Source organism: Helicobacter sp. 12S02634-8 (genome assembly GCF_002272865.1).
In the GTDB taxonomy this organism is placed as follows: Bacteria; Campylobacterota; Campylobacteria; order Campylobacterales; family Helicobacteraceae; genus Helicobacter_J.
In genome coordinates this window covers 88,657-103,818 of record NZ_MLAP01000003.1, presented here as the reverse complement: position 1 = coordinate 103,818, position 15,162 = coordinate 88,657, and the positions used below count along the sequence as shown (strand labels likewise).

Genomic DNA, 15,162 nt, shown 5'->3' with positions numbered 1-15,162 from the left:
ACTTATTTGCAAGGCTTATTCAAAAAGAACTGCCTTGCCATTGATATAAAGAGTCTTGACCTTTTGAGAGTGCAAAAGAAACTGCAAGGGGGCTTGCGTGCTTTGAGAAATATCAGGGCATACAAACACACTGATATCGGCCCATTTACCCGCAGTCAGCACGCCATTATCCAGCCCTAAAGCTCTAGCAGGATAAAGACTAGCGCCCAAAAGTATCATCTGAGCAAGCCTCTCTATATCCATCTGAGGGTAAGCAAACAAGGCTGTCCGCAATTCATCGAGCATATTGAGATTGTTATTAGAGCTTTTGCCATCAGTCCCAAAAATCGGCTTGAGCCCGCAAGAAAGCAAGCGCTCCAAATCAAGATATTTCCCGCACAACAAGCGATTGGAGCGAGGGCAAGAGATGACATTGCCTTTTTGAGCGATGTATTCGAGCTCTTTGGGCGTGGCAAACAGACAATGTGTCCATAACGCCCCTAGCCCATCAAAAAGACCTAAAAATTCTTCAATGCTATAGAGAGGTTTGGGCGTGGGGATCTTGAGAATATTGGTATAGAATTCCTTGAACCAACCTTGTGCGTTTTGGAGCCATTGGTATTCTGCTTGTGATTCTAAAAAATGCACCGAAAGGGGGCATTGGTCTTTTCTAGCCATCTCTAAAACGCGTTTAGCTAGCACACTATGGACAGAATAAGGTGCATGCAAGGCAATCGCAGGGATAAAAGTATCTGACTGGAGGGCTTTAGCACTTGCATAGCGGGCTTTGAAATTACTATATAAAAAATCTAGCGCACTCGGTGTTGAGCCAATCGCTTCATTGAAATACACCACACGCAAAGGAGAGTCTGCCAAAAGGGACATATCTCCACCATAGCTGCTGATAGCCCCCACACTGCCTACCCCGCTCATCAATTGCTCTTGGATAGAGTCTTTTAGGGCCAAAGTGAAATCACTAAGCACCCCATCGCGCTTAGCCATCACGCTCTCTAGCCATCTCTCAAAACTCCCATAGACAAACTGACTAGTATTGTTGCCAAATTCAAAATGAATATGGGCATTGACAAAAGAAGGCAAAATCACGCCATCTTTATAAAAACGTCCTTGGGGGTATCGAGCACTCAATGCTGCATAAGTGCCAGTTTCAATGATTGTATTGCGTCCATTTGGATTGCTTTGGAAAGCTATCGCGCCCTCATCAATCACCTCAAAGCTCTCATCACAAACAAAAAGCTTACTCGCACCTATGAGCGTAATGTTTTGTTCCATTGTTATATTATCTCCTTAGTGCCTCTTAGAGCTGATTCAATAATGTGATATCAAGCTTTTGGGGCGGGATCTCTATGTGCGCTGCGTCTAAGGCTGCCTTGGTGGCTTCGATGAGTTCAGAACGGATAGAAAATACATTATCTTGAATCTTTGCCCACACTCTGATGGTAAAACACACAGCATTAGCGCCAAAATCTGTCACTCCCACAAATGGCGTCATATCTTGGTCGATTTTATCCATCTGGGCTATGGTAGTCTTTAAAATCCCGCGCACAACTTCAATATCGCTATCATACCTAACTCCAAAGACCCACTCTATGCGTCTTTTTTCACTATCGGTGCAGTTGATGATATTGGCATTGACCACATTGCGATTAGGCAGCACAGCTAGCTTGTCATCGGGCATTCTTATCATTGTATTGAAAAGATTGATAGCTTCGACCTTGCCATTGATGGGGCCAATTTCGATGGTATCGTTTTTCTTAAAAGGTCGCAGCACAATCAAGATAATCCCCCCTGCAATGCTTGAGAGGGAGTCTTTGAGCGCAAGGGCTATAGCCACTCCTGCAGTCCCTAAGACAGCGAGGATAGAAGCAGTCTGCACGCCGATATTGCCTAGCATTGTAACAATAGTGACAATCAAAACAGCGATAAATGCCACTTGTGAGATAAAGTTGCCTAAGATTTCATCTCTTTTGCCGATGAAACGATGGGTCTTTGAGCGGACAATCTTTGCGATATAAAATCCAACCACAAGGATAATCACAGCCTTAAGCAACGCCAAAGAAGCCCTTTCAATCCAAGGGAGGGCGCTGATGAGATAGTTTGAGAGCTTATCCATAGATTTTCCCATTGATGATGGTTTTTTCTACCTTTGAGAGGAGTGTCTGTCCATAATAGGGCGAAAAATTATCCGTGATTTGTGTGTGTGCCTCTGTGTTGATGACAATCAAATCTGCATCCTTGCCTATAGCAATCTCGCCTTTATTGAGCGAAAGAAAATCGGCTTGGTTTTTAGCTGCGATAGACAAAAATCTCTGCAAACTCAAATACCCTGAATCTATCAAATGCGTATAAGCAAGGGCAAAATAATAACTAATCGCATCAATCCCAAAACTAGCTAGTTCAAATACTTGGTCTTTTTTGGAGTTATAATCAGCGCATTGCAAGCTTGTGAGCATATCTATCTTGCCATCTTTGAGCGCATTTAAAAGTGCTTGTTTGGATAATGGGTCTTTGAGGGGTGGGTTCAACTTGGCCTTGGTGTTGTAATGATTACAAGCACTTTGATCTAAAATGAGGTGATGGATTGGCGTTTGCGTGAGTATGGGGGCAGGAGTGGCTTTAAAATAATCAATAATCTGGAGGGATTGTGGCTCTGTGATCGCACCAAAGAGTAGCTTTGCACCTGTGTGGCGTGTGGCTTCTGCGATTTTAGCGACTTCTTTGGTCTGAGAGAGAGATGAAATACTAGGAAGCCCCAAATCAGCTGCAAGCTTGCCCTCATTGATAACCCCTTTGCCTAGCTCGATGTCTTGAGCAAAGCAGATTATGGGGATTTGGAGCATTAAGGCATACTGCATAACACGCAAGAGATTGTTCCCATCGATAGTGCTATCAATATAAATGACCTTGCCCCCTTGGGTGTGTAGTATCGAGATATCATTGATTCTATTTTGTCCATTGGTGGGCTTGATACTTGGTATCAGTGTGGCTTCAGTCATCGCATCGATACTTTTAACCAACTCAATCATTGCTTCATTTTCACACGCTGGCGTGGTATCTGGCAAAATCAAAACACTGCCTACCCCGCCTTTGATGGATTTTTGCGAAAGGGAGGTGAGGGTTTTTTGCGAGAGGGATTTGCTCTTAGGATAGACATAAAGATCAATGAGAGCAGGGGCGATAAGCCTGCCTTGACACTCTAGGATTTCTTCATCTTTGATACTCTCTAAACTCGGGGCAATCTCTGTGATCTTGCCCCCACAGATACGCACATCTGCTTTTGTCATCTGGGAGTGGTCACAAATGAGTCCATTTTTTAACAGCATTGTTGTCCTTTAGCTAACACTCTTAAGGTCAAGGGATATTTGGATTCTTGAAATTGTAGCAAACTCCCCTTTAAAACTTTCCTTATTTTTGTGAGAGATTATCCTTTGGATAAGGGCTGTGTAAAAATGCCTTCATATCTTTTAAAGTCTTATCGCCCTTGATAGAATCTTTGGGTGCGTGCTCTGTATGATTACACGACGCCCCCTCAAAAGTATCTTTTTTGAGAAAATTCCCCTTAAGCCCTGCTTGTGTATGCTCTGTATGATCGCACGCAGCGCCTATGGGCTCACTCGCATATAAAAATCCCATCAATCCCATCAAAATAATCCCGATATATCGCATCAAGACCCTCCTAGATTTTGTAATAAAAATTCGCTGATACCCCGCATTGAACCACTGATAATAGCCAATCCAATTGCAATGAGTAACACTCCAGATAAAATCTCAATCAAACGCATGTGTTTTTTGAATTTATTGAGCACGCCCAAGGCTTGATTGAGCATTAAAGCAACGATAAAAAACGGGATACCAAGCCCTAAGGTATAAACAACCATCAAGCTGATACCATAGCCCTCTTGTGTGCCAGAGAGCATAATAATACTCGTAAAAATCGGCCCGATACAAGGCGTCCAGCCCAAGGCAAAACTGATACCTAAAATAAAAGGCGAGAGCAGGCTTAAAAATTTATTGGTGGGCTTGAGTGAAAAATTACTTTTTTTGCTTTTATATAAAAACTGAATCCGAAACAATCCCAAAAAATGCAGACCAAAAATAATAATCACCCCCCCAGCGATATAGTTGAGCCAACTGCTAGCTAGATAGTCTTGGATAAGCCTTGCCATCGAAGCTCCAAGCAAAACAAAAACAACGCCAAAGCCCAAAATAAATAGCAAAGATTTCAGAGCAATCGAGAATCTGTTTGCTTCTCCTGACTTGATCTCTTCAAGCGAAGTCCCAGAGATATAAGACATATATGCAGGAATCAATGGCAAGATACAAGGACTCAAAAAGGTCAAAATACCCGCAAGCAAAGAAGCTGAAATAGGGGCTGAAGAAAAGATTTGCATTAAAGTATCATCAAACATAAATTCCTTTCATTATAGTTAAAGTGAGGCTAAGTAAAGCACATAAAAATAAATCAATAGATACCTATCTGTCATCTTGCAGACATCTTGATACAAACTTGATGGAAATACAAGACTGCTTGGGCACACAAAAGCTAAATACTCTGTTATAATGGTGGAGGCAAAAAGTCTGATTGTAAGATTTTTGGCTTTTTGCAACCAACTATAAAACAAAGTGAGCAAAAATGTCAAAAGAAAAATCAGAGCAACCATCAGGTCAAGACCAGCAAGATGAATGCCGCTTCGACCAACTCGGGCTCAAGCCCCAAGTCCTCAAAGGCGTCATTGAAGCAGGTTTCACCACACCCAGTCCCATACAAGCCAAAGCAATCCCAGCTGTCCTACAAGGCAGAGATGTCATCGCCCAAGCCCAAACAGGAACAGGCAAAACAGCAGCCTTTGCCCTGCCCATCATCAGTATGCTACAAAATGATAAAACAATCGAAGCCCTAGTCATCACTCCCACTCGAGAGCTGGCCATGCAAATCAGTGATGAGATATTCAAACTCGGAAAATTTGCTAAAACGAGAACGGTATGTGTCTATGGCGGACAAAGTATCAAAAGACAATGTGAATTTTTCCAAAAACTCCCTCAAGTCATGATCGCTACCCCAGGGAGATTGCTCGATCACCTCAAAAACGATAGAATCGAGAATTTTATCCCTAAAATTGTCGTGCTTGATGAGAGCGATGAAATGCTTGATATGGGGTTTTTAGATGATATTGAAGAGATTTTTAGCTATCTGCCTAGCAACTCCCAAGTCTTGCTTTTCTCTGCGACAATGCCCGATCAAATCCGTGCACTAGCTGATAAGATATTACAAGACCCTATCAATATCAAAATCACGCCCACAAATATCACCAATGCAGATATTTCCCAAAGACTCTATGTTATCAATGAATCAGAGCGCAATGACGCGATCACGCGTTTGCTCGATACACAATCTGCTTCAAAAAGCATTATTTTTACGCGCATGAAAAAAGAGGCCGATGAACTCAATGGCTTTCTCAATGCCAAGGGCTATAAATCAGTCGCTTTGCACGGAGATATGGAACAAAGAGAGCGCAGAGAATCTATCAATGCTTTTAAAAACCAAAAAGCTGATATCCTCGTGGCTACAGATGTTGCTAGCAGGGGGCTTGATATCAGTGATGTGAGCCATGTATTCAACTACCATATCCCCCTCAATCCTGAAAGCTATGTCCATCGTATCGGACGCACAGGCAGAGCGGGCAAAAAGGGCGTAGCTATCACGCTTGTGACCCCATTAGAATACAAAGAACTCCAACGAATCCAAAAAGACATTGGCTCTAAGCTTGAGCTCTATGAAGTCCCAACAGTCAATGCCGATGGTGATAAGATGTTAGAAAATATTCTCAAAGCCAAAGTTACTGATGAAATCGTAAGCATTTATGAGGGACTCAAAGATAAAATCGAACTCTCACAGCTCTCACTCAAGCTGCTTGCCTTATATCTCAAATCAGGAAAAATCGGCTTGAGCAAGCAAGAAATCTTGAAAATGGAAAATGAAAAATCCCCAAGAGGGCAGCAAACAAACACAAGAAACAACACATCAAGACCCAACAAACGATATGCCAAACCCCAAGGTCGCTCCCAAACAAGCGCGCGCAATCGATCCTTTTCATCCCAAAGCTCCAAGCCCAAAGAAGGCAGGCGTCGGTAATGGGTCGCATTAAACTAGCTTGGATACAATTTGAGGGTGTTGGGGTGATGGAAAGATCCAGACCACACAAATATCTACAATCAATCAAGTAGTCAAATGGAGTTTTTATGATCAAAGAAGCACAATACATTTGGAAAGATGGGAAATTAATCCCTTGGAAAGAGGCAACAACACATATTTTAAGCCATACATTGCATTATGGAAATGCTGCTTTTGAGGGCACACGAGCCTATGCTACCCCAAAGGGTTTGGCGATTTTTCGTTTGAGCGATCACACAAGGCGCTTGCTGCATTCTGCTAAAATCACAGCAATTGCTTGCCCTTATAGCCAACAAGAGCTGCAAAAAGCACATATTGAGCTTTTAAAAGCAAATACCTATACAGGCAATGTCTATATCCGTCCACTGATTTATTTGGGCTATGGAGTGATGGGAGTGAGCCATATACAAGCCCCTGTGCACGTTGCTATAGCAGCGTGGGAGTGGGGTGCGTATTTGGGTGAAGAGGGGATAGTCAATGGAATCAAGGTCAAAACAAGTTCATTTGCTAGAATCTCTATCAAATCAATGATGGGGAAGGCAAAAATAGCTGCTAACTATCTCAACTCCCAAATGGCCAAGCACGAAGCACTGCAGAGTGGCTGTGAAGAGGCGTTGCTGCTTGATGAGAGCGGCTTTGTCGCTGAGGGGAGCGGGGAATGCTTTTTTATTGTCCGTGATGGTGTGCTCATCACACCCCCTTATGACAACTCTTTAGAATCCATCACGCAAGCCACCGTGATTGAACTAGCTAAAGACCTTGGATTGCAAGTTATCCAAAGGCGCATTACTCGCGATGAAGTCTATATCGCTGATGAAGCGTTTTTCACAGGGACAGCCGCTGAGATCACCCCTATCAGAGAGCTTGATTTCAGAGCCATTGGCACGGGAAAAAGAGGGGCAATCACCCAAAAACTTCAAGAAGAATTTTTAAAAGTTGTGATGGGAGAAAACCCTAAATATTCGCATTATCTGACTTATATTGATTAAAGGAGCTGTATGCCTATTGATTTAAATGAACACTTAAAGAGAAAAAATCAGCAAACCCGCAGAGATGATGAGCCTAGAAATAATAATGAAAGCCCTAAAAATACGGGCTTCAGACCGCCTAATATCCCCCATAATCTCTTCAGCAGCAAAAAGTTTTCAACCTTGATTGCTGTGATTGTTATCATAGTGATTATTTTGCTTGCCAAGCCTTTTGTTGTGATCAACTCAGGAGAGGTCGGTATCAAGGTGACTGCAGGTAAATATGACAACACGCCCTTGCAGCCAGGTATCCACTTTTTTATCCCGATTATTCAAGATATTATCATCGTTGATACGCGTGTGCGCACGATCAACTTTTCACGCACTGAAGATATGGGCGTGGTGAGCAAAAATCAAGGGATTTTTAGAAATGACGCTATCAATGTGATGGATTCTAGAGGATTGACCGTTTCTATCGAACTCACTGTCCAATATCGCCTCAACCCCCAAACAGCGCCCCAAACCATCGCAACCTATGGACTTAGCTGGGAGCAAAAAATCATCAATCCTGTTGTCAGAGATGTCGTGCGCAGTGTTGTGGGGCGATACCCTGCTGAAGACCTCCCAACCAAACGCAATGAAATTGCCACACTCATCAGCTCTGATATCAGCAAAGAAATGTTGAAATTCCCTAATTCACCTGTAGAGCTTAGCTCTGTGCAGCTCCGTGAAATCGTGCTGCCCCAAAATATCAAAGAACAAATCGAAAAAGTCCAAATCGCAAGGCAAGAATCTGAGCGTGTGCGCTATGAAGTCGAGCGCTCCAAGCAAGAAGCTGAGAAAGTCGCTGCACTCGCTAAAGGAGAGGCCGATGCCAATCGGATCAAGGCCAAAGGTGTCGCTGATGCGATCGTGATTGAGGCCAAAGCAAAATCTGAAGCCAACAAAAGCATTGGACAAAGCCTTACAGACAAGCTCTTGCAATTGCGACAAATCGAAACCCAAAGCAAATTCAACGAAGCGCTCAAAGAAAACAGGGATGCGCAAATATTCTTGACCCCCGGAGGGGCTGTGCCTAATATTTGGGTGGATTCTAAAAGCAAGCAAAAAAGCACAGCAGCCAATGGCAAGTAGCATATCATGACACACGCCCAAAGCCAGCATTTTATCGATCAGCTCAACTGGGATAAATCGCCCCTTATCCCTGTGGTCGTGCAGTCTTATTGCGATAATGCTGTTTTAATGCTTGGCTTCATGGACCAAGAGGCCTTGAGATTGAGCTTAGAAACTAAGGTGGTGCATTATTTTTCCCGCACAAAAGGCCGCATTTGGAAAAAAGGCGAAAAAAGCGGGCATATCCAAAAAATTATTGAGATTTTTTTGGATTGTGATAACGATACCTTGCTCTTCAAAGTAGAGCAAACAGGGAGTGTCTGCCACACAGGGCGAGAAACTTGCTTTTTCCAAAAGCTAGATTTTGCAAACGCCTCCTTAGAGTCTTTAGGCACGCCTTTGGATTTGAGCGAGCATTATGATGTGATAGACACACTCTATCACATCCTCCAAGCAAAGAAAAATCAAGACCCCAAACAATCCTACACAGCGTCTTTGTATGCAAAAGGTGAAAATACAATTGGCAAAAAAATCATCGAAGAAGCAGGGGAATTGAGCTTTGCTATCAAAGACAACGACCCCAATCAAATCATCTATGAATGCGCTGATACCATCTATCATATTCTTGTGGGATTGAGCTATAAAAATATCAGCCCCGATCGAGTCCGAAGCGAACTCAAAAGGAGGTTTGCCTTTAGCGGGATTGAAGAAAAAAGAAGGCGTGAGTGAATAGTATTCATGAGGTTAAAAAGCATTTTTTAGCCATAGCAGGGCAGTTAGGGGCGATTGAAATTGCGTTGTTTGTGGGTATTTTTGTTATTTTTGTTTTGATTTTTATACTGGGAGTGGCTTGGAGAGCGAACAAGCCAGCCCGTAGTGTGCTGTTTTTATTGTCTTTTTTGATACTTTTTAGCACACCTTTTGTGCTTTCATATCTCATGCAAGAAAAAATCTATAAAATCCAGACCACCTATTATCAAGCCAAGCCAATGCAATATGCTGATGGCTTTTTGGTCGATATGGATATCACAAATATTGGCAAGCGATCTATCAAGCAATGTATTGTGCGTATAGAGGTGTTCCACAACCAAAACCGATGGATAGATAAACTCAAAAATATGCTTTGGGCACAAGAGAGCTTTGTATATCATCTCACACAAAAAATCCCCGTCCATCACACGCAGCATTTTATTGTGATGATAGATGGTTATGGATTCAAGCATAAACCCTATAAAGTCGGCACTTCTTGCTCTTAAGCCCTCTTAGTGGCCTAATGTCGATACCAAAAGTGCTGCACATTCACTTTTGAGCGTGAAACCTTGTGTGATACTATAGTGCTCTTGGGCTTTGAAAAGCTCTCTTTCTTCTGGGGTAAATCCCCCCTCAGGCCCGATAAAAATCCCTGATTGGAGTGCTGGAGGATAGGCGTATATGTCTTTACCACCAAAGTCAAACACGCACGCATTGGGATAGCGCTGCAGTGCGCTAGGAGTATCTGGGATCATCTCTAGGGTCATCAAAGAGCCTCTGCCACACTGCTCACAAGAGTGTATCAATATCTTTTCCCATCGCTCTAAGGCAATTTTTTCATTTTTTTGACTGCGGTGCGCATAGAAAAAACTGATCTTACCCACACCGATTTGATTGAGATAGGGCAAGATTTTTTCGATACTTTTATTATCGATAATAGCCCAAATGATATGGATCTCTTTTTTGGGTAAGTTGGGCTGATAGTGCTTGCTTTGTAAATCTAGCTCAGCATAGTTGCGTGTGATATGGGTGTGTGTATAGGTATAGAGGTAGCCATCAGTGAGATTTCTAAAGAAAAGATTTTCTTGGAGTTTGGTGCGTCTTGATTGGTAGATATGGTTGTAGAGATTGCCCTCAATCTTGATAGTGGGCTTGCTTGCCTCAGGGCAATAAGCAAAATGCATCAGAGCTTACCCATCACGATAATCAGCACACACAAGGCTAAATCTATGCCATAGAGGAACTTGCAAAATTTGAGATACTCTTGCATTAAAGTTTCTTTGGTCTTAGCGAGTTTGAGTCTTTTGATCCTCACTATCTCTCCTATGAAGATAAAAATCGTGACAACTATCATCGCAACAATACGCATATCGATATGAAAATGCTGCATTGCCATCACAAATATACCGCTAAAAAAGGCCACTGCGACAAAGAAAAAGACCATAGGCATGACAAACCACATCTTATAATTGACCCTTGCGTAATTTTTTTGCGTGAAAAGTGTGTAGAGGTTGATGAGAAAGGGAATAGGTGTGAAATACATAAAAAAAGCGTGGAAAAATATAGAGTCATTGAAAGCCTTGGCGATCATATCGATTTCTTGCATCACTATTCCTCTTCATACTTGCTTGATGGGGCGTATTCTAGCATTATTAACTTTATTTCAATATTATAAAAAATTGCAAACGATGAGAAAAGACTAAAGGATCACCAATAGAAACGTCCAAAGAGGCTGTGCTACTGTTGAATATGGGTGGTCCCAATAATCTTTTTGAAGTAGAAACATTTCTCGATAATATGTTCAATGATCCCCATATTTTGCCGATAAAAAATAATTTTTTGAGAAAAATGGCAAGTAATTTCATCGTATCCCGACGCGCTGAAAAGTCCAAAAAAATCTATGCTGCCCTCGGGGGGCAATCCCCCATGACACAAATCACTTTTTCGCTCACCCAAAAGCTAAGCAAGCTTGACCCCGATAGGCTTTATGTCTATGCAATGCGTTATACCCCTCCTTATACTCTTTTTGTGCTAGAAGATTTGCAGCGCCAAAACATCGATTCTATCGTGTTGTTTAGTATGTATCCGCAGTATTCGACCACAACTTCTTTGTCTTCTATGAGTGAAGTCTATCACGCACTCAAAAAACTCAATTACAAGCCCACTATCAAGGTCATTGAAAGATTCTACCAAGACAGGGCTTTCAATCAAGCTATTATCTCAAGTATCAAGCAATCAATCCAAGGCTTTGACCCCAGTGAATTTGTCTTGATTTTTTCAGCACATGGACTGCCCCAAAGCGTCATTGACAAGGGCGATCCCTACCAAAAAGAGTGTGAAGAAAATATAGAGATTTTAAAAACAATGCTCCAAGAGCAAAATCTCTTATTCAAAGAGGTCATTTTGTCCTATCAGTCCAAGGTCGGCCCACTCAAATGGATCGGCCCTAATACTTGCGATATTGTCAAGAATTATAAAAATGGCAAGGTGATTATTTATCCCTTGTCTTTTACGATTGATAATTCTGAAACAAGATATGAGCTTTGTATCCAATACAAAGATTTGGCACTCAAAACAGGGGTTCAAGACTATATCGTATGCCCTTGCTTGAACGATACACAGGAATTTGTGGCGACCATTTTAGGTTTGGTCAATTCTAAGGCATAAAGGATAAAAAATGAAAAAGCCAGCTTTGTTTTCAGTGTTTTTGTTAGTCGCGCTCATCGGTGGTATCAGTATCTCAGGGTGCAAAGGTGAAGATAAAATCGATTCCAGTATCATCTCTTCTGGCACGCAAGTTTCCCAAGAAGTCCAAGAAGAAAACGACAATATGGACAAAAAAAGCTACGCAGGGCTAGAAGATGTATTCAAAGACACAAAGCTCATCACTCCTAGTGGGAAATATATGATGATTGTTTTTGGCGCTAATGGCTGCCCTTATTGTGAAATGCTCAAAAAAGATATCAAAAACAATCCTGACCTCAAAAGCTATATCCAAAAATATTTTACTGCCTACTATGTGAATTTAAGCTATTCTAAAATCCATACCTTCAAAGTCGGCACTAAGGACGATCCCAAAGAAGTGAAAATTTCTACCGCGCAGCTAGGACAGATGTATGATGTCCGCCCTACCCCTACGATCGTGTTTGCTGATGCAACTGGCAAGACGATTTTAGAATTCCCCGGCTATATGCCTAAAAATCAATTCTTAGCAATGCTTGAGTTTATTGAGGAGGCAGCTTGGAAAGGAGCAAAAACCCCAAAAGACACTAATCGGCTTCTCCGTGAATTTATTTTGAAAAAATCTAATTCTTAAGGGGGAAAATATGAAGCTGTTTCAGTTGTTGTTTTGTTCGTTTTGGGTGGGATTGCCCTTGATGGTTTTATATGCGATTGCAAGTGCTGTAGCGACTTTTATCGAAAATGACTATGGCACGCCCGCAGCAAGGGCTATGGTCTATGATACTTGGTGGTTTGATGCCTTGCACGCATATCTACTCATCGTGCTCATTGGCACATTGATAGTTTCTAAGGCTTGGCAGAGGAGAAAATATGCAAGTATTTTATTCCACGCTTCTTTGGTGATGATTATTCTAGGGGCAGGGGTCACGCGATTTTATGGCTTTGAGGGGCTCATGCATATCCGCGAGGGAGAGAGCAGCTCTATGATTACAAGCAATGAAAGTTCTATCAACATCACAGCCACAGCCCCTGATGGCACGATTGAGAGCAAGTTTATCACTAGCCCACTCTCAGCCTTTTCAAGCTACCAACTCAAAAAGACTATCGATATCTTTGGCAAGCCCCTCAAGCTAGAATCCCTAGAAATCTATAAAAAAAATCTCGATAAAAACAACAACACCTCCTTTCTTGTCTTGCAAGCTTCATATGATGGCAAAGAGCATATATACAATATCACAGGAGGGCCAGGGATTGAGAGTGGTGATGTGATAGCAAACTTTGATGGGGTCAAAATTGCCATCAATTGGGGTGTGCGAAAAGTCCCCCTCCCCTTTAGTATCAAGCTAGATCATTTTGATTTGCAGCGCTACCCTGGCTCAATGAGCCCCTCATCTTATGCTTCTGATGTGGAGGTTTTAGACGCAGATGGGAAAGTCATCAAACCTTATAGGATTTATATGAACCATGTGCTTGATTATGATGGGTATCGATTTTTCCAATCCTCCTATGACACAGATGAAAAAGGCACTATCCTCTCAGTCAATAAAGACCCTGGCAAATACCCCACTTACATTGGCTACACAATGCTGATTTTAGGTGCGATTTGGCTTTTGTTTGCCAAAGAGGGTAGGTTCAATAAACTCGCTCGATTCTTGCGATCCCAAAAGATTGCAGGTATGCTCTTTGCCATTGCTTTAGGCTCTAGTGGTCTGCATAGTGCTTATGGAGCTCCAAGCACTCAAGAAAAGATAGACACGCACGGCCCAGCAAGCACACAAACCCTCCCGCAAGGCTCCTCACCCCATATCGAAAACGAAGTCTTTTCCAATTCACAAGAAGCCATTATCCAAAGGCTAGAAAATCTAAAAAACAACTCCAAAGACCATACAAAGAAATTTGCCCGACTCCAGCTCCAAGACTTTGGCGGGCGTATCAAACCTGTTGATACCATGGCAATGGATATTATCCATAAAATCACCAAAGAAGATGGCTTCAAGGGCTTGAGTAATGATCAGGTGTTTTTGGGAATGATGCTCTATCCCAATGATTGGAGAGATATCAAGATGATCTATACCTCCACGCCCAAGCTGCGAGAGATTCTAGGCGTGGGTAAAGATCAAAAAAGGGTCGCTTTTTCAGATGTCTTTGGCCCTGATGGCTATAAACTCCAAAACTATGTCGAAGAAGCCAATCGCAAAAAGCCCAACGAAAGGGGGACTTTTGACAAAGATGTCTTAAATGTCGATGAAAGGCTCAATCTCGCTTTTATGGTCTTTAGTGGGCAGATTTTGAGGATTTTCCCCGATGAACATACCCATACTTGGCTCTCTCCCATCGATGCCTTACAAAACTCCACTCCTTTAAGGGCTAAAGAAATACAAGGCATTTTATCTGATATTTTCAAAGGCTTTGATAGAGGTATCGAACACAACCAATGGCAGCAAGCCGATAGCGCCTTAAATCAGCTCGCAGATTATCAAAAACTCTATGGCAAAGATCTCTATCTCCCAAAATCTAAAGTCGATTCTGAGATTTTGCTCAATCATATTAATTTTTTTGACAAGCTAACTTTGCCTTATATTTTGCTAGGCGTTGTGCTGTTTATTGTCGTGCTTATCAGTATCTTGCGTGATAAGGCCATCAATGCTTGGATTGGCAAGGGGTTATATGCGCTCATTGTTTTATGCGTGCTAGCACACACAATAGGTCTTGGACTGCGATGGTATGTGAGTGGGCATTCCCCTTGGAGCAACGCATATGAATCCATGCTTTATATCGCATGGGCTGCAGGCATAGCAGGCACGATATTTTTCAGAAAATCTTATCTGGCCTTGTGTGCAGCAAGCTTCTTAGCAGGTATCGCGCTTTTTGTAGCCCATATTGGCTTTATGGACCCACAAATTGGCAACCTCGTCCCTGTGCTCAAATCTTATTGGCTCAATATCCATGTTTCTGTCATCACAGCAAGTTATGGATTCTTGGGGCTATGTTTTATCATTGGTATCATCACTTTATTGATGTTTTTATTCAGAAGCCCTGCGTGCCCTAACATCGACCATACGATACTTTCTTTGCACGCTATCAATGAAGCGAGTATGATTTTAGGGCTTTTAATGCTTACAGCAGGGAACTTTTTGGGAGGTGTATGGGCCAATGAATCGTGGGGGAGGTATTGGGGCTGGGATCCTAAGGAAACTTGGGCTCTGATCTCAATTGGCGTGTATGCTGTGATTTTGCACTTGCGATTTTTGGGCTTTGCTTTTATGCCTTATATTTTTGCGAGTGCTAGTATCGTTGGTTTTTACTCAATTTTGATGACTTATTTTGGTGTGAATTATTACCTCTCTGGTATGCATAGCTATGCTGCTGGCGATCCCTTGCCAATCCCAGTGTTTTTGTATTATTTTGTCGCTTTGAGTGTGATACTCATCGCACTGGGTGGAATCAAACGCAAATTAGTCATGCCAAAGCTTTAGAAAG

15 protein-coding genes are annotated in these 15,162 nt (G+C 42.2%); 8 read left to right on the top strand and 7 right to left on the bottom strand.

Annotated elements, in window-relative coordinates:
• Positions 1-15 precede the first annotated feature (15 nt).
• The 5 genes from BKH46_RS02965 to BKH46_RS02945 form a co-directional block, all read right to left on the bottom strand.
• Entirely contained in the window at positions 16-1,269 is a 1,254-nt protein-coding gene (locus BKH46_RS02965) for an aminofutalosine deaminase family hydrolase (RefSeq protein ID WP_095225350.1), read from the bottom strand.
• 25 nt (positions 1,270-1,294) lie between these two features.
• Positions 1,295-2,110, bottom strand: coding sequence for a mechanosensitive ion channel domain-containing protein (locus tag BKH46_RS02960; RefSeq protein ID WP_095225349.1), 816 nt, complete (start codon positions 2,108-2,110; stop codon positions 1,295-1,297).
• Complete coding sequence (locus tag BKH46_RS02955; RefSeq protein WP_095225348.1) at positions 2,103-3,320, bottom strand: amidohydrolase family protein; 1,218 nt, start codon at positions 3,318-3,320, stop codon at positions 2,103-2,105. Before BKH46_RS02955 ends, BKH46_RS02960 begins: the two co-directional genes overlap by 8 nt.
• Positions 3,321-3,402: 82 nt before the next feature.
• The gene (locus BKH46_RS02950; protein ID WP_095225347.1) at positions 3,403-3,663 is read right to left on the bottom strand and encodes a hypothetical protein; all 261 of its coding nucleotides are present in this window, start codon (positions 3,661-3,663) and stop codon (positions 3,403-3,405) included.
• The gene (locus tag BKH46_RS02945; RefSeq protein WP_095225346.1) at positions 3,663-4,406 is read right to left on the bottom strand and encodes a cytochrome c biogenesis protein CcdA; all 744 of its coding nucleotides are present in this window, start codon (positions 4,404-4,406) and stop codon (positions 3,663-3,665) included. The genes BKH46_RS02950 and BKH46_RS02945 overlap by 1 nt, the downstream gene beginning before the upstream one ends.
• Positions 4,407-4,630: 224 nt before the next feature.
• Here BKH46_RS02945 and BKH46_RS02935 point away from each other — a divergent pair, with 224 nt between their 5' ends.
• The 5 genes from BKH46_RS02935 (at position 4,631) to BKH46_RS02915 (ending at position 9,506) form a co-directional block, all read left to right on the top strand.
• Positions 4,631-6,130, top strand: a complete 1,500-nt coding sequence (locus BKH46_RS02935; RefSeq protein WP_095225344.1) for a DEAD/DEAH box helicase — start codon at positions 4,631-4,633, stop codon at positions 6,128-6,130.
• Positions 6,131-6,240: 110 nt separating this feature from the next.
• On the top strand, positions 6,241-7,158 hold the full coding sequence (locus tag BKH46_RS02930) for a branched-chain amino acid transaminase (RefSeq protein WP_095225410.1): 918 nt from the start codon (positions 6,241-6,243) through the stop codon (positions 7,156-7,158).
• 9 nt (positions 7,159-7,167) lie between these two features.
• On the top strand, positions 7,168-8,271 hold the full coding sequence (locus BKH46_RS02925; protein WP_095225343.1) for a prohibitin family protein: 1,104 nt from the start codon (positions 7,168-7,170) through the stop codon (positions 8,269-8,271).
• Positions 8,272-8,277: 6 nt separating this feature from the next.
• The gene (hisIE, locus tag BKH46_RS02920; RefSeq protein ID WP_095225342.1) at positions 8,278-8,979 is read left to right on the top strand and encodes a bifunctional phosphoribosyl-AMP cyclohydrolase/phosphoribosyl-ATP diphosphatase HisIE; all 702 of its coding nucleotides are present in this window, start codon (positions 8,278-8,280) and stop codon (positions 8,977-8,979) included.
• On the top strand, positions 8,976-9,506 hold the full coding sequence (locus BKH46_RS02915) for a DUF2393 family protein (protein WP_095225341.1): 531 nt from the start codon (positions 8,976-8,978) through the stop codon (positions 9,504-9,506). The genes hisIE and BKH46_RS02915 overlap by 4 nt, the downstream gene beginning before the upstream one ends.
• Before the next feature lie 6 nt (positions 9,507-9,512).
• On the opposite strand, the gene BKH46_RS02910 is transcribed toward BKH46_RS02915, so the two are convergent.
• Together BKH46_RS02910 and BKH46_RS02905 are read right to left on the bottom strand one after the other, a co-directional pair.
• Positions 9,513-10,184, bottom strand: coding sequence for a 16S rRNA (uracil(1498)-N(3))-methyltransferase (locus BKH46_RS02910; protein ID WP_095225340.1), 672 nt, complete (start codon positions 10,182-10,184; stop codon positions 9,513-9,515).
• Complete coding sequence (locus BKH46_RS02905; RefSeq protein WP_095225339.1) at positions 10,184-10,606, bottom strand: hypothetical protein; 423 nt, start codon at positions 10,604-10,606, stop codon at positions 10,184-10,186. Before BKH46_RS02905 ends, BKH46_RS02910 begins: the two co-directional genes overlap by 1 nt.
• A 107-nt stretch (positions 10,607-10,713) precedes the next feature.
• Here BKH46_RS02905 and hemH point away from each other — a divergent pair, with 107 nt between their 5' ends.
• Genes hemH through ccsA form a run of 3 tightly spaced genes read left to right on the top strand, consistent with a single transcriptional unit; the run spans position 10,714 to position 15,158 of the window.
• The gene (gene hemH, locus BKH46_RS02900; RefSeq protein ID WP_253248283.1) at positions 10,714-11,667 is read left to right on the top strand and encodes a ferrochelatase; all 954 of its coding nucleotides are present in this window, start codon (positions 10,714-10,716) and stop codon (positions 11,665-11,667) included.
• 10 nt (positions 11,668-11,677) lie between these two features.
• On the top strand, positions 11,678-12,316 hold the full coding sequence (locus BKH46_RS02895) for a thioredoxin family protein (protein WP_095225338.1): 639 nt from the start codon (positions 11,678-11,680) through the stop codon (positions 12,314-12,316).
• A gap of 10 nt (positions 12,317-12,326) precedes the next feature.
• Entirely contained in the window at positions 12,327-15,158 is a 2,832-nt protein-coding gene (gene ccsA, locus BKH46_RS02890) for a cytochrome c biogenesis protein CcsA (protein ID WP_095225337.1), read from the top strand.
• Positions 15,159-15,162: the final 4 nt, after the last annotated feature.